The sequence below is a fragment of the Streptomyces violaceus genome (assembly GCF_036014075.1).
GTDB lineage: Bacteria > Actinomycetota > Actinomycetes > Streptomycetales > Streptomycetaceae > Streptomyces > Streptomyces violaceus.
This window is the reverse complement of sequence record NZ_CP107911.1, coordinates 4,447,789-4,468,139: the sequence shown is the minus strand read 5'-3', so window position 1 is coordinate 4,468,139 and position 20,351 is coordinate 4,447,789. Positions and strand designations below refer to the sequence as shown.

The 20,351-nt window shown below is 71.0% G+C and carries 17 protein-coding genes; 12 read left to right on the top strand and 5 right to left on the bottom strand.

What is annotated here, in order from left to right; all coding sequences use genetic code 11:
* The first annotated feature begins 45 nt into the window (after positions 1-45).
* A complete protein-coding gene (locus OG542_RS20040) occupies positions 46-1,035 on the top strand; it encodes an NAD(P)H-quinone oxidoreductase (protein ID WP_328412723.1) in 990 nt (329 codons plus the stop codon).
* A gap of 642 nt (positions 1,036-1,677) precedes the next feature.
* On the opposite strand, the gene OG542_RS20035 is transcribed toward OG542_RS20040, so the two are convergent.
* Positions 1,678-2,034 (bottom strand): hypothetical protein, encoded by a 357-nt coding sequence (locus OG542_RS20035; protein ID WP_328412721.1) that lies wholly within the window; start codon positions 2,032-2,034, stop codon positions 1,678-1,680.
* Between the two features lie 327 nt (positions 2,035-2,361).
* On the opposite strand from OG542_RS20035, the gene OG542_RS20030 reads away from it, so the two are divergent.
* Together OG542_RS20030 and OG542_RS20025 are read left to right on the top strand one after the other, a co-directional pair.
* Complete coding sequence (locus tag OG542_RS20030; protein ID WP_328412719.1) at positions 2,362-2,931, top strand: PadR family transcriptional regulator; 570 nt, start codon at positions 2,362-2,364, stop codon at positions 2,929-2,931.
* 85 nt (positions 2,932-3,016) lie between these two features.
* Positions 3,017-3,559, top strand: a complete 543-nt coding sequence (locus OG542_RS20025; RefSeq protein ID WP_184594011.1) for a bacterial proteasome activator family protein — start codon at positions 3,017-3,019, stop codon at positions 3,557-3,559.
* Positions 3,560-3,634: 75 nt separating this feature from the next.
* On the opposite strand, the gene OG542_RS20020 is transcribed toward OG542_RS20025, so the two are convergent.
* Complete coding sequence (locus OG542_RS20020; protein ID WP_328412717.1) at positions 3,635-5,281, bottom strand: Stk1 family PASTA domain-containing Ser/Thr kinase; 1,647 nt, start codon at positions 5,279-5,281, stop codon at positions 3,635-3,637.
* Between the two features lie 355 nt (positions 5,282-5,636).
* Here OG542_RS20020 and OG542_RS20015 point away from each other — a divergent pair, with 355 nt between their 5' ends.
* The 6 genes from OG542_RS20015 to OG542_RS19990 all read left to right on the top strand — a co-directional run bounded on the left by OG542_RS20015 (position 5,637) and on the right by OG542_RS19990 (position 14,462).
* Positions 5,637-7,226: a protein kinase domain-containing protein gene (locus tag OG542_RS20015; protein ID WP_328412715.1), complete on the top strand. Its 1,590-nt coding sequence runs from the start codon at positions 5,637-5,639 to the stop codon at positions 7,224-7,226.
* A 405-nt stretch (positions 7,227-7,631) separates the two neighbouring features.
* Entirely contained in the window at positions 7,632-8,834 is a 1,203-nt protein-coding gene (gene pdhA, locus OG542_RS20010) for a pyruvate dehydrogenase (acetyl-transferring) E1 component subunit alpha (RefSeq protein ID WP_311126683.1), read from the top strand.
* 1 nt (position 8,835) lies between these two features.
* The gene (locus OG542_RS20005) at positions 8,836-9,813 is read left to right on the top strand and encodes an alpha-ketoacid dehydrogenase subunit beta (protein WP_311126684.1); all 978 of its coding nucleotides are present in this window, start codon (positions 8,836-8,838) and stop codon (positions 9,811-9,813) included.
* A gap of 10 nt (positions 9,814-9,823) precedes the next feature.
* Complete coding sequence (locus OG542_RS20000; RefSeq protein ID WP_328412713.1) at positions 9,824-11,230, top strand: dihydrolipoamide acetyltransferase family protein; 1,407 nt, start codon at positions 9,824-9,826, stop codon at positions 11,228-11,230.
* Positions 11,231-11,382: 152 nt separating this feature from the next.
* Positions 11,383-13,617: a glycoside hydrolase domain-containing protein gene (locus OG542_RS19995; protein WP_328412711.1), complete on the top strand. Its 2,235-nt coding sequence runs from the start codon at positions 11,383-11,385 to the stop codon at positions 13,615-13,617.
* 20 nt (positions 13,618-13,637) lie between these two features.
* Positions 13,638-14,462, top strand: coding sequence for a hypothetical protein (locus OG542_RS19990; protein WP_311126687.1), 825 nt, complete (start codon positions 13,638-13,640; stop codon positions 14,460-14,462).
* A gap of 76 nt (positions 14,463-14,538) precedes the next feature.
* On the opposite strand, the gene OG542_RS19985 is transcribed toward OG542_RS19990, so the two are convergent.
* Entirely contained in the window at positions 14,539-15,438 is a 900-nt protein-coding gene (locus OG542_RS19985) for a D-alanyl-D-alanine carboxypeptidase family protein (protein WP_193479238.1), read from the bottom strand.
* 208 nt (positions 15,439-15,646) lie between these two features.
* Between OG542_RS19985 and OG542_RS19980 the strand changes: the two genes are divergently transcribed.
* Entirely contained in the window at positions 15,647-16,297 is a 651-nt protein-coding gene (locus OG542_RS19980) for a GntR family transcriptional regulator (RefSeq protein ID WP_328412708.1), read from the top strand.
* Complete coding sequence (locus OG542_RS19975; protein ID WP_311126689.1) at positions 16,294-17,589, top strand: MFS transporter; 1,296 nt, start codon at positions 16,294-16,296, stop codon at positions 17,587-17,589. The genes OG542_RS19980 and OG542_RS19975 overlap by 4 nt, the downstream gene beginning before the upstream one ends.
* 6 nt (positions 17,590-17,595) lie before the next feature.
* Here the strand turns inward: OG542_RS19975 and OG542_RS19970 are convergent, their stop codons facing one another.
* Together OG542_RS19970 and OG542_RS19965 are read right to left on the bottom strand one after the other, a co-directional pair.
* Positions 17,596-18,333 (bottom strand): SAM-dependent methyltransferase, encoded by a 738-nt coding sequence (locus tag OG542_RS19970; RefSeq protein WP_328412706.1) that lies wholly within the window; start codon positions 18,331-18,333, stop codon positions 17,596-17,598.
* Positions 18,334-18,518: 185 nt separating this feature from the next.
* Positions 18,519-19,343 (bottom strand): maleylpyruvate isomerase family mycothiol-dependent enzyme, encoded by an 825-nt coding sequence (locus OG542_RS19965; RefSeq protein WP_328412704.1) that lies wholly within the window; start codon positions 19,341-19,343, stop codon positions 18,519-18,521.
* 193 nt (positions 19,344-19,536) lie between these two features.
* Between OG542_RS19965 and OG542_RS19960 the strand changes: the two genes are divergently transcribed.
* Entirely contained in the window at positions 19,537-20,334 is a 798-nt protein-coding gene (locus OG542_RS19960) for a carbon-nitrogen family hydrolase (protein ID WP_328412702.1), read from the top strand.
* Positions 20,335-20,351: the final 17 nt, after the last annotated feature.

Below are 20,351 nucleotides of genomic sequence, written 5' to 3'. Positions count from 1 at the left end.
ACTCCGTCCGGCGACCGAGGACTACCGAGGAGTACCGTCCCTGTCATGCATGCGATCACGATTCCCGAACCTGGTGGGCCCGAGGCGCTGGTCTGGGACGAGGTCCCGGATCCCGTGCCCGGCGAGGGCGAGGTCCTGGTCGAGGTGACGGCCGGTGCCGTCAACCGGGCCGACATCCTGCAGCGGCAGGGCTTCTACGACCCGCCGCCCGGCACGCCCCCCTACCCCGGCCTGGAGTGCTCCGGGCGGATCGCCGAGATCGGCACCGGCGTCTCGGGCTGGAGCGTGGGCGACGAGGTGTGCGCGCTGCTCTCCGGTGGCGGTTACGCCGAGAAGGTGGTGGTCCCGGCCGGACAGCTGCTGCCCGTGCCCGAGGGCGTCGGCCTGCGGCAGGCCGCGGCACTGCCCGAGGTGACCTGCACCGTCTGGTCGAACGTCTTCATGATCGCCCATCTGCGCCCCGGCGAGACCCTCCTTGTGCACGGCGGCTCCAGCGGTATCGGCACCATGGCGATCCAGCTGGCCAAGGCCGTCGGTGCCAGGGTCGCCGTCACGGCGGGCACCCAGGAGAAGCTGGACCGGTGCGCCGAACTGGGCGCCGACATCCTGGTCAACTACCGCGAGCAGGACTTCGTCGAAGAGATCAGGAAGGCCACGGACGGCGCCGGTGCCGACGTCATCCTCGACAACATGGGCGCCAAGTACCTGGAGCGCAACGTCAAGGCCCTCGCCGTCAACGGCCGGCTGGCGATCATCGGTATGCAGGGCGGCGTCAAGAGCGAGCTGAACATCGGCGCTCTACTCGCCAAGCGCGGCGCGATCAGCGCGACGTCCCTGCGGGCCCGGCCGCTGGAGGAGAAGGCAGCCATCGTCGCGGCCGTGCGCGAACACGTCTGGCCCCTGTTCACCGGCGGCCACCTGCGCCCGGTCATCGACCGCGAACTCCCCATGCGGGACGCCGCCACCGCCCACCGGGTCGTGGAGGACAGCGGCCACATCGGCAAGGTACTGCTGATCGCCCCGCAGGGTGTCTGAAGCGGGCCTCGGACAGGGCGCGATGCGAGGCTGCTAAAGCCCCCAGGCGCGTCCGCAGCCGGGGGTGCTCGCACGGGCCTCAGGCGCGGATCAGCCGGGGGTGCTTGAACGGGCCTCAGGCGCGGTGCAGCCGGGGGCGCTTGAAACAGCTCCAAGGAGCGCTAGCAGCCTGGAGCGTCCGCAGCCGGAGGGTGCTTGAACGGGCCTGAAGCGCGGTGCAGCCCGAGGGCGCTTGAGCGGGCCTCAGGCGCCTCCGCGGCCGGAGGGTGCTGGAGCCGCACCCAAGGGCGCCCCCAGCCGGAGGGTGCTTGAACGGGCCTGAAGCGCGGTGCAGCCCGAGGGCGCTTGAGCGGGCCTCAGGCGCCTCCGCGGCCGGAGGGTGCTGGAGCCGCACCCAAGGGCGCCCCCAGCCGAAGGGCGCTTGAAACGGCCCCTGGACCCGGTGCGGCCCGAGGGTGCTTGAAACGGCCCAGGCGCGTTCGTAGCCGCAGGGTGTCTGAAACGGGCTTAAGACGGGGCGGAGCCCGGGGCGCTTGAAACGGCTCCATGCGCGGCGCAGCCCTACGGTGCTTGAAGTCGGCCCAGGCGTGACGCGGCCGCAGGGGCGCAGGAAAAGGCCCGGGATGTGGCCGGCCGCGTGCCCTACGCGCGTCGCAGTCTGAGGCCGACGAATGCCAGGCCCAGCCCGAGTCCGATCAGCAATAGCCCGCTGCCCAGCGGCACGATCCGCAGTACAGGACCGGCAGGGCGTTCGGACTGTGCCGCGGCCTCGCGCACGGGCGGCTCCGTCGGTGCGGAGGGCACGGGGACGGCCTCCTGGGATGCCTCGGGCACGGCGGTGGCCTCACGAGCCTCACGAGCTTCCCGCTCCTCCTCGGCCTCCTCCGGCCGCCCCGGCCGCTCCCGCCCCTCACCGGCCCGGCTCCCGGCCCGCGAGGGCTCCCCGGGCGCGGCCGGGGCGGAGCGTACGGCAACGACCCCGGCCTCGTCGCCGTACACGAGGACAGAGCCGTACGCGCGGACAGAGGGGACGGAGAGGACAGAGGGGACGGAGAGGACAGAGGGGATGGAGAGGACAGAGGGGACAGAACCGTGGGCCTGAGCAGAACCGCAGGGTGAGGCGACCGCACCCGCCCCCAAGGCGACCACCAGTACGGTCGCCCGCAGTGCGCGTAGCGATGGAGTCACGTTGGTGACCCCTTCCCGCCGTGCCCGGTAGGGCAATTTCGGCAAGTTCGGTCATTTCGGAGCAATCAGCCTCACATTCCCCCGGACATCCGGCATTCCGGGTTCGGCCGACGGGCGGAATCGGCGCACAATCCGGTTATGTCGATACGTCACGGGCTGCTGGCGGTCCTGGCGGCCGGCCCCCGCTACGGCTCACGCCTGCGCACGGACTTCGAGGCCCGCACCGGCGGGGCCTGGCCGCTGAACATCGGGCAGGTCTACACGACGCTGGGCCGCCTGGAACGGGACGGGCTGGTGGCCCAGGAGGGCGTCGACGAGGCGGGACGGGCGCTGTACGCGCTCACCGAGGCGGGCCGGGCCGAGCTGCGCGCCTGGTACGCCCGCCCCGTGGAACGGGTCGGCCCGCCACGCGACGAGCCGGCCATCAAGCTCGTGATGGCGGTCGGAGCGGACGGCGTCGACGTGCGGGAGGTCGTCGAGGCCCAGCGCCGGCACGTGGCGCAGGCGCTCCACGACCTCGTGCGGCAGCGGGCCGAGGCCCTGGCCCGCGGGCCAGGGCACCCGCGGGAGATGGCCCGGCTGCTCGTCCTGGAGCGGCTCGTCTTCCAGGCCGAGGCCGAGGTCCGGTGGCTGGACCACTGCGAGGCCCGTCTGCTGCGTCTCACCCGTGAGGCGGAACCACCCTCCGGGGAGCAACCCGGGGACTGACCGATACGTCTGTCGAAACAGGGTGGATCAGCTTCCCGTGGGGGCACCACGGAGGTGAGGTGCAGGCGTGCGAGAGAATGGCGACATGGAGATGCCGAGAAACGAACGGTCGCCGGAGAGCCCGCAGATCCTGGTCGTGGGCCAGGACGGGATGGCGCTCGGTGGCGGCAGCGGAGACGAGGACTCCCGCGAGATCCCGGTCACGGAACAGGTGGAGCAGCCCGCCAAGGTCATGCGGATCGGCAGCATGATCAAGCAGCTGCTCGAAGAAGTGCGCGTGGCGCCCCTGGACGAGGCCAGCCGGGTCCGGCTCAAGGAGATCCACGCCAGCTCGGTGAAGGAGCTGGAGGACGGTCTGGCGCCCGAGCTGGTCGAGGAGCTGGAGCGGCTCTCCCTGCCCTTCACGGACGAGACGACCCCCAGCGACGCGGAACTGCGCATCGCGCAGGCCCAGCTGGTCGGCTGGCTCGAGGGACTCTTCCACGGGATCCAGACGACGCTGTTCGCCCAGCAGATGGCGGCCCGCGCCCAGCTGGAGCAGATGCGCCGCGCCCTCCCGCCGGGCGTGGGCCACGAGGGCCTCGACGACCAGCACCCAGGAGGCCGTTCGGGCGGGCCGTACTTGTAGGCCCCCGGCCCCGACCTCCCCAAGCGAAAGGGCCCCGCGGCCGAAGCCGCAGGGCCCTTCCTCATGTCCGGGGTGTCAGGACGGCGGGTTGCCCGTCGAGACGTTGAGCTCGATGACCGGCATGTCGTCCGGGTCGACATCGGTGCCCTTGGACGGGAACTGGTTCATGACCGTGCCCTGGCCGTAGGTGTTCTCGTCCACGTTCTTGGTGCTGACCTGCCAGCCGGCCGCCTGGGCACAGGTTTTGACGGACGTGATGTTCATGAACTTGAAGTCCGGGATCTGGATCTTGTCGGGGTCGTTGTACGACTCCTCCGGCTCCGTGCACTCCTCGGAGTCGATCGTCTTCGACGGGTCCGGCCCGCGGTAACCGGGCTTCTTGGCCGCCGAGGCCGAGGCGCTCGCGCTGCTGCCCCCGCCGCCCTTGACGTCCTCGCCGCCGCCGTTCATCAGCAGGGCCGCGACCAGCCCGCCGACCGCCACGACGGCCACGACGACGGAGCCGATGATCACCGGCTTGTTGCTCTTGCCACCGCCCTGGGAGGCGGGCGCGGTCTGGGGCGTGAGGTTGTACGGCGGCGGGGTCGAAGGGCCTGGCTGCGGGGAGTACGCGGCCGGGTTCGGCGTCTGGTAGCCGCCCTGCTGCGGATAGCCGTACGCCGGGGACTGCGCCGACGGGGCGGGGGCGCCGTACGGGTTCGGGGGCGGGGTCGGCTGGTACGGCGTCTGGACCTGGCCCGAGACGGCCGGGGGCGCCTGGTCGACCGGCGGGAACACGGCCGAGCCGACGCCCGCGCCGCTCGGCGCCTGCGTGCCCGGGACGATGCTCGGCGGGGCGGCGTGGAAGGACGCCGCCACGCGCAGGCACTCGTCGCGCATGGCCTCGGAGCTGGGGAAACGCTCGTTCGGATTCTTCTTCAGCGCCCGGGCGATCAGCGCGTCCACGGCCGGCGGCAGCGCGCGGTTGATCGTGGACGGAACCGGCGGCTCCTCCTGGACGTGTGCATACGCGATGGCCAGCGGCGAGTCCGCCTCGAACGGCAGCCGCCCGGTGACCAGTTGGAACAGCATGATGCCGACCGAGTACAGGTCGGAGCGGGCGTCCACGCCGCGGCCGAGGGCCTGTTCCGGCGAGAGGTACTGCGGGGTGCCGACGACCATGCCGGTCTGCGTCATCGACGTCACACCGGACTGCATGGCGCGGGCGATGCCGAAGTCCATGACCTTGACCACACCGCGCTTGGTCATCATCACGTTGCCCGGCTTGATGTCGCGGTGGACCAGGCCCATCTCGTGGCTGATCTCCAGCGCGGCCAGCACGTCCGCGGTGATCTTCAGTGCCTTGTCGGCGGGCATCGCGCCCTGCTGCCGTACGTCCTCGTCGAGGACCGAGCCGAGCGGGCGGCCCTCGACGTACTCCATGACGATGTACGGCGTCGTCATGGAGTCGAGGGTGTCCTCGCCGGTGTCGAAGACCGAGACGATGTTGGTGTGCGTGAGCTTGGCCACGGACTGGGCCTCGCGGCGGAACCGCTCGCGGAAGGCCTGCTCCCGGCCGAGCTCGGTGTGAAGTGTCTTGATCGCGACCTGCCGGTCGAGCACGCTGTCGTACGCGAGGTGCACCGAGGCCATGCCGCCCTGGCCGAGGAGGTCACGCAGCTGATAGCGGCCACTGGCGAGCGCCCGCCCCGTGTACTGCCCCTGTGCGCCGTCCTGGCTCATGTTCCGTGTCCCCCGTGGCTCCCCGAGGAGCTGCCGACTGCCGCTGATCCGTCTGATCCGCCGTTGATCCAAACCGCCATTCCCGGCCAAGTCTGCCCCAGGGCACGGACACGTCAAGCTCGGTGCCCGTTCCGTGACCGTACGCGAAAGAAGCGTCGCGGAAGCGTTACCGGGGGTGTGCGGCCGCTACACAGAATTTGCACGAGAGTGCTGAGTAAAGGTTTCATGGCGCGTCCGTCCCGTGCCGGCCCTGGCACCCGTCTCGGACCGGCGCCTTGCGCGGAGGCTGTAGCGTGGCCGACGGAGACCGTAACAACACCGCGCGCACCGCGGGCAGAAACGACGGCGAGGACTGATGGCACAGCAGCAGCGCGCTCAGGGCCCGTCCGAACCCGAGGCGACTGGCGGCGGCATGTCGGACGCGCCGGAGGCCTGGGGTAACGGCGGGTTGGTCGGGGACGGCCGGTACCGGCTGACCCACAGACTCGGCCGGGGCGGCATGGCCGAGGTGTTCGCAGCCGAGGACGTCCGCCTCGGGCGCACCGTCGCCGTCAAGCTGCTCCGCTCCGACCTCGCCGAGGACCCGGTGTCCAAGGCGCGCTTCACGCGCGAGGCCCAGTCGGTGGCCGGCCTCAACCACCACGCGATCGTCGCCGTGTACGACTCCGGCGAGGACATCGTCGGCGGTCAGCCGCTCCCCTACATCGTCATGGAGCTGGTCGAGGGCCGCACCATCCGCGATCTGCTGCTGAACGCCGAGGCGCCGGGCCCCGAACAGGCCCTGATCATCGTCTCGGGCGTCCTGGAGGCGCTCGCCTACTCGCACCAGCACGGCATCGTGCACCGCGACATCAAGCCCGCCAACGTCATCATCACGCACAACGGCGCTGTGAAGGTGATGGACTTCGGCATCGCCCGCGCCCTGCACGGCGCGCAGTCCACCATGACGCAGACCGGCATGGTCATGGGCACCCCCCAGTACCTGTCCCCGGAGCAGGCGCTCGGCAAGGCCGTCGACCACCGCTCCGACCTGTATGCCACGGGCTGCCTGCTCTACGAACTCCTCTCGCTGCGCCCGCCGTTCACCGGCGAGACCCCGCTGTCGGTCGTCTACCAGCACGTCCAGGACATCCCGACGCCGCCGTCCGAAGCCTCCGACGTCTGCCCGCCGGAGCTGGACGGCATGGTCATGCGCTCCCTCGCCAAGGAGCCCGACGACCGTTTCCAGACGGCCGAGGAGATGCGCGGGCTGGTCCAGTACGCGCTCCAGATGCTCTACGACCAGGGCGGCCACACCGGCACCTGGAACACCGGCCCGGTCGACATGCACGAGGGCCGGCACACCCCGTCCGGCGGCTTCGCCCACACGGCTGTGATGGGCCACCCCGGCGATGTCTCCGGCACCGCTCAGATTCCCTCGCCGATACTTCCCTCCGGCTACGGCGGCGGGGACGAAGGCGGCTTCGAGGGCCGGGGCAACAAGGGCAGCGGCCGGGGCAAGCTGTGGATCCTCGCCGTCCTCGCGGTGATCGCCGTGGTCGCGGGTGTCGCCCTGGCGTTGCAGAACACCGGCGGCGGCTCGAAGAGTCCCACCGACAACAAGAAGTCGCCGACCACCTCGCAGACGGAAGAGAAGAAGACGCCGAGCGAGACGCCGAGCGACGAGGTGACGGACGAGCCGACCGACACGTCGACGGACGACGGCACCGGCACGAGTTCCGGCGGCGGCGAATGGACGCCGTCGTACACCCCGTCCTACACGCAGTCCCAGAGCGCTCCCGAGACGCCCACGGACCAGCCGACGGACCAGCCGACCAGCGCGGAGCCGACCGGCGAGCCGACGGGCGAGGAGCCCACGGACCCGGAGACGCCTCCGGATGAGGAGACGGGCGGTGCCGACGGGGGCGCCACGGGCAGCGTCATCGGAGGCGCGGGCGGCGGCTGACCGACGGCCCTCGAACAACCGAACAGGAACACGCCACGCGCGCGTGGGACCCGGAAACGGGCCCCACGCGCGCGTGCCGTTTCGCCGCGCCGACAGATTGGCTCTTCCCGTGACCTGGGTCACCGGGTTAACGTGCGGTTGCTCCGGCCTCCTGCAAGGCTGTGACCAGGGCCCCTTCCCAGCCTTCCCGATTTACTTGGAAATCCAAGCAAAATCGCAGGTCAGATGGGGTTACACAGAAATGTGGAGCACTGGGTAACGTGCTTGTTGCAGGGCGCTCGCCGGGGCACCTGTCACGCCTGTTCCCGGCCGAGTGGCACCCACCCCGTGCCCCGGTGGCCGAGAACAGGTGAGCCGCACTGGCCTACCGGCAACCCCGGGGGCCGGACCGACGGAGGAGCACACGTGACCGTGGAGAGCACTGCCGCGCGCACATCGCGACGCAGCGCCGGAAGCAAGGCCGGCACCACCGGCACCAAGGGCACCGCCCGCACGCCTGCGAAGAAGGCAGCCGCGAAGAAGGCCGCCGAACCCCAGCTCGTGCAGTTGCTGACGCCCGAGGGCAAGCGCGTCAAGAACGCCGAGTACGACAAGTACGTCGCCGGTGTCACCCCGGAAGAGCTCCGCGGCCTGTACCGCGACATGGTGCTCACCCGCCGCTTCGACGCCGAGGCCACCTCCCTGCAGCGCCAGGGCGAGCTGGGCCTGTGGGCCTCGCTGCTCGGCCAGGAGGCTGCCCAGATCGGCTCGGGCCGGGCCCTGCGCGACGACGACTACGTCTTCCCCACCTACCGCGAGCACGGCGTCGCCTGGTGCCGCGGGGTGGACCCGACCAACCTGCTCGGCATGTTCCGCGGTGTGAACAACGGCGGCTGGGACCCGAACAGCAACAACTTCCAGCTCTACACGATCGTCATCGGCTCCCAGACGCTGCACGCCACCGGCTACGCGATGGGCGTCGCCAAAGACGGTGCCGACAGCGCGGTGATCGCCTACTTCGGCGACGGCGCCTCCAGCCAGGGCGACGTGGCCGAGTCGTTCACCTTCTCCGCGGTCTACAACGCCCCGGTCGTGTTCTTCTGCCAGAACAACCAGTGGGCCATCTCCGAGCCGACCGAGAAGCAGTCCCGCGTCCCGATCTACCAGCGCGCGCAGGGCTACGGCTTCCCGGGCGTACGGGTGGACGGCAACGACGTGCTCGCCTGCCTCGCGGTCACCCGCTGGGCCCTGGAGCGGGCCCGTGCCGGCGAGGGCCCGACCCTCGTCGAGGCGTTCACCTACCGCATGGGCGCCCACACCACCTCCGACGACCCGAGCCGCTACCGCGGCGACGAGGAGCGCCAGGCCTGGGAGGCCAAGGACCCGATCCTGCGCCTTCGCCGGTTCCTGGAGACCTCAAACCACGCGGACGAGGGATTCTTCGAGGAACTGGAGGCCGAGTCCGAGGCGTTGGGCAAACGAGTGCGCGAGGCGGTCCGTGCCATGCCGGACCCGGACCACTTCGCGATCTTCGAGAACGTCTACGCGGACGGACACGCGCTCGTCGACGAGGAGCGCGCCCAGTTCGCCGCGTACCAGGCGGCGTTCGCCGATGAGGGGGGCAACTGACATGGCCGACAAGATGGCACTCGCCAAGGCGATCAACGAGTCGCTGCGCCACGCCCTGGAGTCCGACCCCAAGGTCCTGATCATGGGCGAGGACGTCGGCAAGCTCGGCGGCGTCTTCCGGGTGACGGACGGTCTGCAGAAGGACTTCGGCGAGAGCCGCGTCATCGACACCCCGCTGGCCGAGTCGGGCATCGTCGGCACGGCGATCGGCCTGGCCCTGCGCGGCTACCGCCCGGTGGTGGAGATCCAGTTCGACGGCTTCGTCTTCCCCGCGTACGACCAGATCGTCACACAGCTCGCGAAGATGCACGCCCGCTCCCTGGGCAAGGTCAAGCTCCCGGTCGTCGTGCGCATCCCGTACGGCGGCGGCATCGGCGCGGTGGAGCACCACTCGGAGTCCCCCGAGGCGCTCTTCGCGCACGTCTCGGGCCTGAAGATCGTCAGCCCGTCCAACTCCTCGGACGCGTACTGGATGATGCAGCAGGCCATCCAGAGCGACGACCCGGTGATCTTCTTCGAGCCCAAGCGCCGCTACTGGGACAAGGCCGAGGTCAACACGGAGGCGATCCCGGGCCCGCTGCACAAGGCCCAGGTGGTCCGCGAGGGCACCGACCTCACCCTCGCCGCCTACGGCCCGATGGTGAAGCTCTGCCAGGAGGTCGCGGACGCGGCCGCCGAGGAGGGCAGGAACCTGGAGGTCCTGGACCTGCGCTCGGTCTCCCCGCTCGACTTCGACTCGGTCCAGGCGTCGGTGGAGAAGACACGCCGGCTGATCGTGGTCCACGAGGCCCCGGTGTTCTTCGGCTCGGGCGCGGAGATCGCCGCGCGGATCACCGAGCGCTGCTTCTATCACCTGGAGGCCCCGGTGCTCCGCGTCGGCGGCTACCACGCGCCGTACCCGCCGGCCCGCCTGGAGGAGGAGTACCTGCCGAACCTGGACCGGGTGCTGGATGCCGTCGACCGCTCGCTGGCGTACTGAGGAGAGGGTCGTGACGACGATGACGGAAGCGTCCGTACGCGAGTTCAAGATGCCGGACGTGGGTGAGGGGCTCACCGAGGCCGAGATCCTCAAGTGGTTCGTCCAGCCCGGCGACACGGTCACCGACGGCCAGGTGGTGTGCGAGGTCGAGACGGCGAAGGCGGCCGTCGAGCTGCCCATCCCGTACGACGGCGTGGTCAGGGATCTGCACTTCCCCGAGGGCACCACGGTCGACGTGGGCACGTCGATCATCGCGGTCGACGTGAGCGGAGGGGCCGCGCCCGAGCCCGCGCCCGCCGCCGAGCGGCCCGCGGTGTCCCGGCCCGCGGAGGAGCCGAAGGCGGAGGGCTCGGGCCGCCAGCCGGTCCTGGTCGGCTACGGGGTGGCGACCTCGTCCACCCGCCGGCGCCCCCGCAAGGGCCCGGAGGTCCCGGTCCAGCAGGCCTCGACCGCGATCCAGACCGAGCTGAACGGCCATGGAGCGGCGCCCTCGGCCGCCCCCGCCGTCAAGGAACGCCCGCTGGCCAAGCCCCCGGTCCGTAAGCTGGCCAAGGACCTGGGCGTCGACCTGACGACGGTCGTCCCGACCGGCCCGGACGGCATCATCACCCGCGAGGACGTGCACGCGGCGGTGGCCCAGCCGCAGGTGCCGCAGCCCGCGGCCCCCGTGGCCGCCGCCCCGGTACCCGCGCCGGCGGCGGTGTCGTACGACACCACCCGCGAGACCCGCATCCCGATCAAGGGCGTCCGCAAGGCGACGGCGGCGGCGATGGTGGGCTCGGCGTTCACGGCGCCGCACGTCACGGAGTTCGTGACGGTCGACGTGACGCGCACGATGAAGCTGGTCGAGGAGCTGAAGGAGGACAAGGAGTTCGCGGGCCTGCGCGTGAACCCCCTCCTGCTGATCGCCAAGGCCCTGCTCGTCGCGATCAGGCGCAACCCGGACGTCAACGCGTCCTGGGACGAGGCCGCCCAGGAGATCGTGGTCAAGCACTACGTGAACCTGGGTATCGCGGCCGCGACCCCGCGTGGCCTGATCGTCCCGAACATCAAGGACGCCCACGCCAAGACACTGCCGCAGCTGGCCGAGTCGCTGGGCGAGCTGGTGTCGACCGCCAGGGACGGCAAGACGTCCCCGGCGGCCATGCAGAACGGCACGGTGACGATCACCAACGTCGGTGTCTTCGGCGTCGACACGGGCACGCCGATCCTCAACCCCGGCGAGTCCGCGATCCTCGCGGTCGGCGCGATCAAGCTCCAGCCGTGGGTCCACAAGGGCAAGGTGAAGCCCCGCCAGGTCACCACCCTGGCCCTGTCCTTCGACCACCGGCTGGTCGACGGTGAGCTGGGCTCGAAGGTCCTGGCGGACGTGGCGGCGATCCTGGAGCAGCCGAAGCGTCTGATCACCTGGGCGTGAGCCGGCCGCGGCGGCCCCCTGCCCTCGGGCGGGGGGCCGCCGGCGTCTGCCCGGAGGGTTAACCGGCCGTACGCCGAAGAGCACAAGAAGCTCCTCGGATCCGCCCAAGTACCCCACAGTAAGCGGTTTAGCCGGACATACGATCACTCTTCATGCGCGACGCAATGGTGCTCAAGGCCCAGAGGTTCGTGAACTCCGTCTACGGCAGCCGTATCGGCAGGACCGTGGAGGAGACCGGCGAGGCCGACTGGGCCACCATGTACGCCCTGACCCGTGCTCTGCAGTACGAGCTGGGCATCACGGCACTGTCCGACAGCTTCGGACCCACCACGCTCTCCACACTGACCGCCAAGTACCCCGAGCTCGACGCGGACACCGTCCCCTCGCCCGACTTCTGCCGCGTCATCCAGGCCGGGCTGTACTGCAAGGGGTACGACGGCGGCGACCTGGACGGCACGTACGGCGCGCGGACCCGGGCGGCCGTCACGAGGCTGAAGACGGACATGGGTGTCGAACAGGCCCTCCCCGGCGCCGGTCTGACGCCCAAGGTGTTCAAGGCGCTGCTGACGATGGACGAGTACGTCCTCGGCACCTCCGGCACCCGGCAGGTCCGTGATGTGCAGCGGTGGCTCAACGGCCGGTACATCGGCCGCCAGGACTTCTTCGTCGGTGCCTGCGACGGGCACGTGTCCCGGGACACGGCCAGGGCGCTGGTCCTCGGGGTGCAGTACGAACTCGGCATGGCGGACGGCACCGCCAACGGCAACTTCGGGCCCGGCACCCAGTCGGCCCTGAGGTCGCACGCCGTACGGCAGGGCGACAAGGGCGTCTACGTCCAGCTGTTCTCGGCCGGGATGGTCGTCAACCGGCGGCCCGTCGCCCTCACCGACACCTTCGACTCCTACCTCGCCGCCGCCGTCCGGGCGTTCCAGACCTTCGTCGCCCTCCCGGCCACGGGCGACGGCGACTTCTCCACCTTCGCCTCCCTCCTGGCGTCCTACGGCGACCAGTCGCGGCAGGGGAAGGCCTGCGACACGATCGCGAAGGTCACCCCGGAGCGCGCGGCGACGCTCAAGGCGGCGGGCATCACCTACGTCGGCCGCTACCTCACCAACCCGAGCGCCACGTCCCTGCCGGAGAAGGCCATCCAGCCGGGCGAGCTCACCACCATCGCCCAGCAGAGCCTGCGCTGCTTCCCGATCTACCAGACCGTCAACAACGACGCCTCGGACTTCGACTACGTCGCCGGGCGGACGGCCGGGTACGCGGCGGTCAACGCCGCCCTGGACCACGGGTTCAGAAAGGGCACGCGGATCTTCTTCGCCGTCGACTTCGACGCGATCGACGCCGAGATCACCGCGAACGTCCTGCCCCACTTCAAGGGCATCAAGGAGGCGATGGCGGACTCCGGCCACCCCTACGAGATCGGCGTCTACGGCTCCCGCAACGTCTGCGCACAGGTCGGCGCGGCCGGCTGCTCGACAGCGAGCTTCGTGGCCGACATGTCGCCGGGCTTCGACGGCAACGCCGGGCGCCCGCTGCCGGGCGACTGGGCCTACGACCAGTTCGTCATCCGCACCCTCGGCTCGGGCGACGGGCAACTCGAGGTGGACGTCGACATCGCCTCCGGACGGGACACCGGGCAGGGCGCGTTCGACCGGCCCCGGCCCGCCGTCCCGGACGTCGCCTTCGACGCACGCCAGGTGCCCGCGCTGCGGGCCGACCTCTCGCGCTACATGCGGTCGATCGGGCGTCCGGACCTGGGCGGCATCGGGAGCGACGCGCGGCTCTACACCAACTCCCAGGCCGTCGGGGCGATCCAGGACCAGGACGAGCTGATCACCGAGCTGTCGCACACGTACACGATGCGCAAGGCGCTGATCCAGACGGCCGTCTACTGGGCCATGCGCGACTACAGCCTCGCCGGCCAGGCCACCGACCAGCAGGTCGCCGACCACCACCTCACGGGCTCCGGCTCCGTCAGGGACTCGCCCACCGGCATCGGCGAGATCAGCGCGACCGACGCCATCCAGGCCTGGAACCACTGCATCGGCTGGGGCTACACCACCGGCGACCGCCGCGACCCGGGCAAGGACGCCGACCTCTGGTCGGTGTGGCAGCGGCTGAACAAGGACAACGCGTTCAGCGTGCGCACCGCGGCGCTGATCCATCTGTGGGGCGTGCGCGGCAGGCCGGGCGGCCAACTGCCACCCGGTGACCGTGTCACCACCCCGCGGTCCATGCGCCTGGACCTCGCCGAGTTCGAGATCACCGAACTCCTGCGCCGCTACCGGGCCTGGGACCCCGACGTGGAGGCCCAGACGCACCAGAGCCTGGCCGTCTACCAGATCTTCGAGAAGTACAACAGCATCGTCCGCAACGCGTGAATCGCCGGAATGAGAGCCCGTTGAACCTCAACCTCCCCCAGATCCCCCGCATCACCCGCAGACGGTCCGGGCCGGGCGCGGCGCACCGCCGCGGTCTGTCCCGCCGTGCCCTGCTCAGCCGTCTCGCCGCCGTCGGCGGTGCCGTGGGCGTCGCGGCCCTGCCCGTCTCGCACTTCCTGTCCCAGGCGTACGCCGACGCGCACAACCCCATCCCGGCCCGCGTACGGGACGCTCTGCGCAGCGCACAGGACCGGACCCGGCGCGTGCAGGCCGGTTCGCGCTCCCACAACGGCTGGGAGATGGAGAACGTCGCCGACGACGGCGGCACCGTCTACACCCGGCCCGTCCCCGGCACTCCCCTCAAGGGCGTCGCCGTGCGCATGGGCGACGTGGAGACCGTCCTCGTCCACCTGGTGCGCCGGTTCCACTACGAGGTCGACGCCCTGCGCCGGGACGACGTCGTCGGCTGGCACGACCCGTCCGGGGTCGGCAAGGGCCGGCCGGAGTCCAACCTGGCGTCCGGCACGGCGGTACGGATCCGGCCGGGCTTCTACCCGAGCGGAGCCCGGGGCGGCTTCTACCCGCAGCAGGAGGTCGTGATCCGCGACATCCTCGCCGAGCTCGACGGCGTCGTCCGCTGGGGCGGCGACGACCGTACGCCCGACGAGTCGCTGTTCTCCGTCGACGTACGGCCAGGCGACCAGCGGCTGGCCCGGGTCGCGGCGCGGATCCGCGGCTGGCAGCTGGAGCCGGGAGCCGGGGCGGGCTCGCCCGTGAACGTGCTGGCCGGAGGGCGACGCAAGGCGGCCCGGGCGCTGGAGCGCCGCCAGCGGACGGCCGCCTGAGTTCCTGGGACAAGCGAGAGGGGGCTCACCGCCGTCGGCGGTGAGCCCCCTTCGTGGTGCCTGTTCTGACCCTGTCCTACTTGGCGAAGCCGTAGTTGAGCAGCTTCGTCGCGTCCGACTTCCGCGTGGCGGGGTCGGTCGAGGCGAGGACCGTGCCGATGACCGTCTTGCCGTTCCGTGTGGCCGCGAAGACCAGGCAGGCCTTCGCCTCCGGACCGGAACCGGTCTTCACACCGATCGCGCCGCTGTAGCTCGAGAGGAGCGGGTTGGTGTTCTCCCACGGAGCCATCGTCCGGGTGCCGCCGGACTTGGTGGTCGTCTTCGCCGTGTACTTCTTCGTCTTGACGACCGTGCGGAACAGGGAGTTCTTCATGGCGCTGCTGGCGAGCTTCGTCAGGTCGCGCGGCGTGGAGTAGTTCTGGCCCTTGCCGATGCCGTCGAACGAGTCGAAGTTGGTGTTCTTCAGACCCAGGCTCTTGGCGGTGGAGTTCATCTTGCCGATGAACGACTTCACGCGCGCCGCCCGCGTCGAGCCCGAGCCGAACTTGTCGGCGAGGGCGTACGCGGCGTCGCAGCCGGACGGCAGCATCAGCCCGTACAGCAGCTGGCGGACGGTGACCTTGTCGCCGACGATCAACTTGGCGTTCGACGCCCAGTTGTTGTCGACGATGTAATCGCTGTACGCCTTCTGGACCGTGACCTTGCTGTCCAGGTTGAGGTTCGACTGCTTCAGCACCACCAGGGCGGTCATGATCTTGGTGGTCGAGCCGGTGGAGCGACGCGTGTCGGCAGCCTTGGTGTAGAGCGACTTGCCGGTCGCGTTGTTCATCACGTAGCCGCCCTTGGCGGCGATCGTGGGCGCCGTGGCGGCCTGCGCCGGCGCAACGGTGAGGGCTCCGGTCGCGAGCATGGCGCCGGTGGTCACGGCGACGGCCGCGGCTCTACGGAGACGGGTGCCCTTAATGCCGGTTATCAAGTGAAATACCCCGATTGCGTTGAATGCCCCAGGCGTGCGGCAGAATTGAGGACGAGGGGAAGGGAGCCGCACGTGTCTGACTCGTAACTAGCACAGTTGGTTGTGCCGTTGCCGAGGGGGACCCGCCCTTTGCCACAGACGTGTGACATTTGAGTCCGCATCCTGGACGGATGCATCCATGCGTACCTGTTGTATCTATGCTGTCGGCATGACCCTGGCCGTGAAGACCCCTCCCGCCGCCGACCGCGTGTACACCCACGTCAAGCAGGGCGTCCTGGAGCGCCGCTACGAGGGCGGGACCCTGCTCACCGAGGGCGAACTCGCCGAGGCCGTCGGCGTATCCCGCACGCCGGTGCGCGAGGCGCTGCTCCGGCTGGAGGTCGAGGGGCTCATCAGGCTCTACCCGAAGAAGGGCGCCCTCGTGCTGCCCGTCTCCGCGCAGGAGATCGCCGACGTCGTGGAGACACGGCTGCTCGTCGAGGAGCACGCGGCGCGCAAGGCCGTCCCCGCGCACGCCGGGCTCATCGAGCGCCTCGAAGCGCTCCTCGCCCGGCAGAAGGAGCAGGCCGCCGCCGGAGACCTGGCCGCGGCCGCCGTCACCGACCGCTGCTTCCACGCCGAGATCGTCCGCAGCGGCGGCAACGAGATCCTCTCCCGCCTCTACGACCAGCTGCGCGACCGCCAACTGCGCATGGGTGTCGCCGTCATGCACTCCCACCCCGACCGGATCGCCAAGACCCTCGCCGAACACGAGGAGATCCTCGACGCGCTGCGCTCCGGGGACGCCGAGGCGGCCGTCGGGCTCGTCCACCGGCACGTCAGCTGGTTCTCGCACCTGGCCCGAGGGGAGATCCGATGAGCGCCGGCCTGCTGCCGGGCGATCCTCCGGGCGGCCGGCGGGCCCTGGCCGTCTGGGGCACAGGCGTCTCGGTCTACTTCGTCGCGGTCATCTTCCGCACGTCCCTGGGCGTGGCCGGCCTCGACGCCGCCGACCGCTTCCACGTCAACGCCTCGGCCCTGTCCACCTTCTCCATCCTCCAGCTGCTGGTCTACGCGGGCATGCAGATACCCGTCGGCCTGCTCGTGGACCGGCTCGGCACCAAGAAGGTGCTGGCGCTGGGGGCGGTGCTGTTCACGGCCGGACAGCTCGGCTTCGCGTTCTCCCCGTCGTACGGCATGGCGCTCGCCTCCCGGGCGCTGCTCGGCTGCGGTGACGCGCTGACGTTCATCAGCGTGCTGCGGCTGGGCACCCGGTGGTTCCCGGCCCGGCGCGGGCCGCTCGTCGCCCAGTTCGCGGGCCTGGTGGGCATGGCGGGCAACCTCGTCTCCACGCTCGTCCTGGCCCGGCTGCTGCACGGCATCGGCTGGACGGCCGCGTTCGCCGGCAGCGCGGCCGCCGGGGCCGTGGTGCTCGTGCTGGTGCTGCTGTTCCTGAAGGACCACCCGGAGGGCCACGAGCCGGAGCCGCTCCCGCACCAGGGCGCGGCCTACGTACGGCGGCAGATCGCCGCCTCCTGGCGGGAACCGGGGACCCGGCTCGGGATGTGGGTGCACTTCACGACCCAGTTCCCGGCGATGGTGTTCCTGCTGCTGTGGGGCATGCCGTTCCTGGTCGAGGCGCAGGGGCTGTCCCGGGCCACCGCCGGTGAACTCCTCACGCTCGTCGTCCTGTCGAACATGGGCGTCGGCATGATCTACGGCCAGATCGTCGCCCGGCACCAGGAGGCGCGGCTGCCCATCGCGCTCGGCACGGTCGGCACGACGGCGGCCCTATGGGCGGCGACGCTGGCCTACCCCGGCGAGCACGCCCCGATGTGGCTGCTGATCGTGCTGTGCACCGTCCTCGGGGCGTGCGGGCCCGCGTCGATGATCGGCTTCGACTTCGCCCGCCCGGCGAACCCGCCCGAGCGGCAGGGCACCGCCTCCGGCATCACCAACATGGGCGGCTTCGTGGCCTCCATGACCACGCTGTTCGCCGTCGGGGTACTGCTGGACGCCACCGGCGACGACTACGGCATCGCCTTCTCGGCGGTGTTCGTGCTCCAGGCCCTCGGCGTCAGCCAGATCCTGCGCCTCCGGGGGCGTGCCGCCCGGCGCGAGCGGGAACGCCTGGTGGCGAGCCGGGTGGAGAAGGTGCACGTACCGGCGTGACGTGTGTCAGGCGGTCGGTACGAGGGTGAGGTAGGCCAGCCCCAGGACGCCGCGGTACGTCAGCCACCGGGCGCGGTGCCGGTCGGCACGCTCCCTGGTCTCGGCCGCGAGCGGGTGCCCGGGGTGCTCGGCCAGCCACACCTCGACGTCCGCCAGGTACGCGGACTCGAACTCCTCCCACTCGTCGAGGCTCGCGGTCTCCGTCCACTCCGGCCTGAACCCGGCCTCGATCGCCAGGTCCACGAGGGTCGCGAGGTCGTGGTGGTCGGCGACGGCGGCGTCCGGCCACATGCCGGACAGTTCGGCCGGGGTCGGGGTGCGCTGCCAGAACCCTTCCCCGAGCAGGACGCGACCACCGTCGGCGACCCGCAGGCGGAGTTCCTTCAGGGCTTCGGGGAGCCGGTCGCCGAGGGCCTGGCTCGCGCCCAGGCACAGGACGAGGTCGGCGGGGTCGTGGGGGGTCTCGGTGGCGGACCCCTCGACGAAACGGACCCGGTCGGCCAGACCGCGGGCCGTGGCGGCCTCGCGGCCCCGGGCCAGGGCTTCCGCGTCGATGTCGACGCCGGTGCCGGTGGCGTCCGGGGCGGCGGTCAGGACACGGAGCATGAGCTCGGCCCAGCCGCAGCCGAGGTCGAGGACGGTGGTGGGGCTGTTGCGGGTGAGCCGGCTTATGAGGCGGTCTGCCCTGGCCTCCGACAGAGGGCCGTGGAAGGTGAGCCGGGTGTGGCGGGGTGGGGTGGTCATGCGCGGGACGCTACGTGGGGTGGTGGGACGGCGGCATGGGGTTTTCGGCCCTGGCCGTCACTGCCGGGGCCGGGTGGGTGCGCAGCCCGGCGGAACGGGGTGCCGCTGCGCCCACCCGTGCCGCCCTGGGGGCACCTCCCAGGCCCTTAAGGCACTGGGGGAGGCACGCATGCCCGCAGCTACGGCTACTGAGTCACCGTGAAGTTGCGCAGGATCGCCGCCGTAAGATCCGGGTCGCCCTCCGTCTTGAGGCGATCGGTCACCGCCTCCGGCGTCACACGGCCGCAGGCCAGGCGGACGTAGGTCTCCCAGTCGAGGGTGAGGGTCGCTGCGGGGCCGAGGGCGGGGGCCGTTTCGAGGGTGCCGCGGCCCTGGATGTCGACGCGGATCGTGCGCAAGAACTCGATGGGGCCGTGCACGTCGAAGACGACGGCCGAGCTGCGCGGCGCCCCGGCGTTCTCGGCGACCACGCGCGGGAGTTCGGAGAGCAGCACGTCACGGGCCACGTGCGCGCCGGGGGAGTCGAGGTTGCCGGGCCGGCCGAGGGCCGCGCGCAGGTCCTGCTCGTGTATCCACACGTCGAAGGCGTGCCGGCGCATGGACTCCTCGAGGGTCAGCTCCGAGCCGTGCGGGCCGCGCACCTTCGTGCCCGGGTCACGCGACTCGTTCCGCAGCTGGCGGTTGCGGCGGATGATCACGTACTCCAGCTCGGAGGTCATCTCCGGCGCCGTGTGGTGCCGGCGGACGTCGACCTGCATCTCCATGTAGCGCTGGTGGTCGTTCGTCACGTGGAAGAGGTCGCGCGGGAGCGTGTGGATGGGGCGCGGGTCGCCGAGCATCTCGCAGTCCAGGCCGATGACGTGGGAGACCACGTCCCGCACCGACCACCCGGGGCACGGCGTCCGACGGTTCCACTCGGCCTCCGCGAGCGGCTGGAGCAGCTCGGATATCGCGTCGATGGAGTGGGTCCAGGCGTCGGCGTAGGGCTGGAGGGTGGGATGCAGACTCACGGAACGGGACCCCTCGGCGGTCGGTGCACGGGCAGGTGGTGGCGGCGTTGCCAGTGGGAGGTGGCGGCTGTCGGCGGGTGTCTTGGCAGCTAAGTTACGCTGCTGTGAGGCACCCCGGCAGTGCTTTCGTGTGACGATCGTAGGCCCGGGGGGAAGCCCATGTGGACGGGTCGAATGCCAGGACGGTGGTAGTGTGCGCGCCTCTGTGATCCAGATCGCCGTAGATGAGGGCGAATCGGTCGAATCGCGGCGACGGCGGGTGGCATCGCTCGTCCGGGAGCAGGCCGGTGCCGATCTCGTCGTCCTGCCGGAGCTGTGGACCACGGGTGCCTTCGCCTACGAGGAGTTCGGGCGCGAGGCCGAACCGCTCGAAGGGCCGACGTACGAGGCGATGGCGAAGGCCGCGAGCGACGCGGGCGTGTGGCTGCACGCGGGCTCCATCCCCGAGCGCGACCCTGACGGACCGCTCTACAACACCTCCCTCGTCTTCTCCCCCTCCGGCGACCTGGCCGCCGCCTACCGCAAGATCCACCGCTTCGGCTTCGACAAGGGCGAGGCCGTGCTGATGGGCGCGGGTGCCGAGCTGGTGACGGTGCGTCTGCCAAAGACCGTCCTGGGTCTGAGCACCTGTTACGACCTCCGTTTCCCTGAACTCTTCCGCGGTCTCGTCGACGCCGGTGCCGAGACGCTCGTGGTGTCGGCGGGCTGGCCGGAGCGCCGCCGGTCCCACTGGACGCTGCTGGCCCAGGCGCGGGCCGTCGAGAACCAGTCGTTCGTCGTCGCGTGTGGAACGGCCGGGACGCACGCCGGGGTTCCGCAGGCCGGTCACTCGATCGTGGTCGATCCCTGGGGTGAGGTGCTGGCCCGGGCCGGTGCCGACGAGGAGGTCCTCACGGTGGAGTTCGACCCGGGGAAGGTCGCGACGACGCGGGAGCAGTTCCCGGCGCTGAAGGACCGGCTGCTGGGACTGGAGCCCCCGCGCAGGCCGTGACAGGGCCCTCTCAGCCC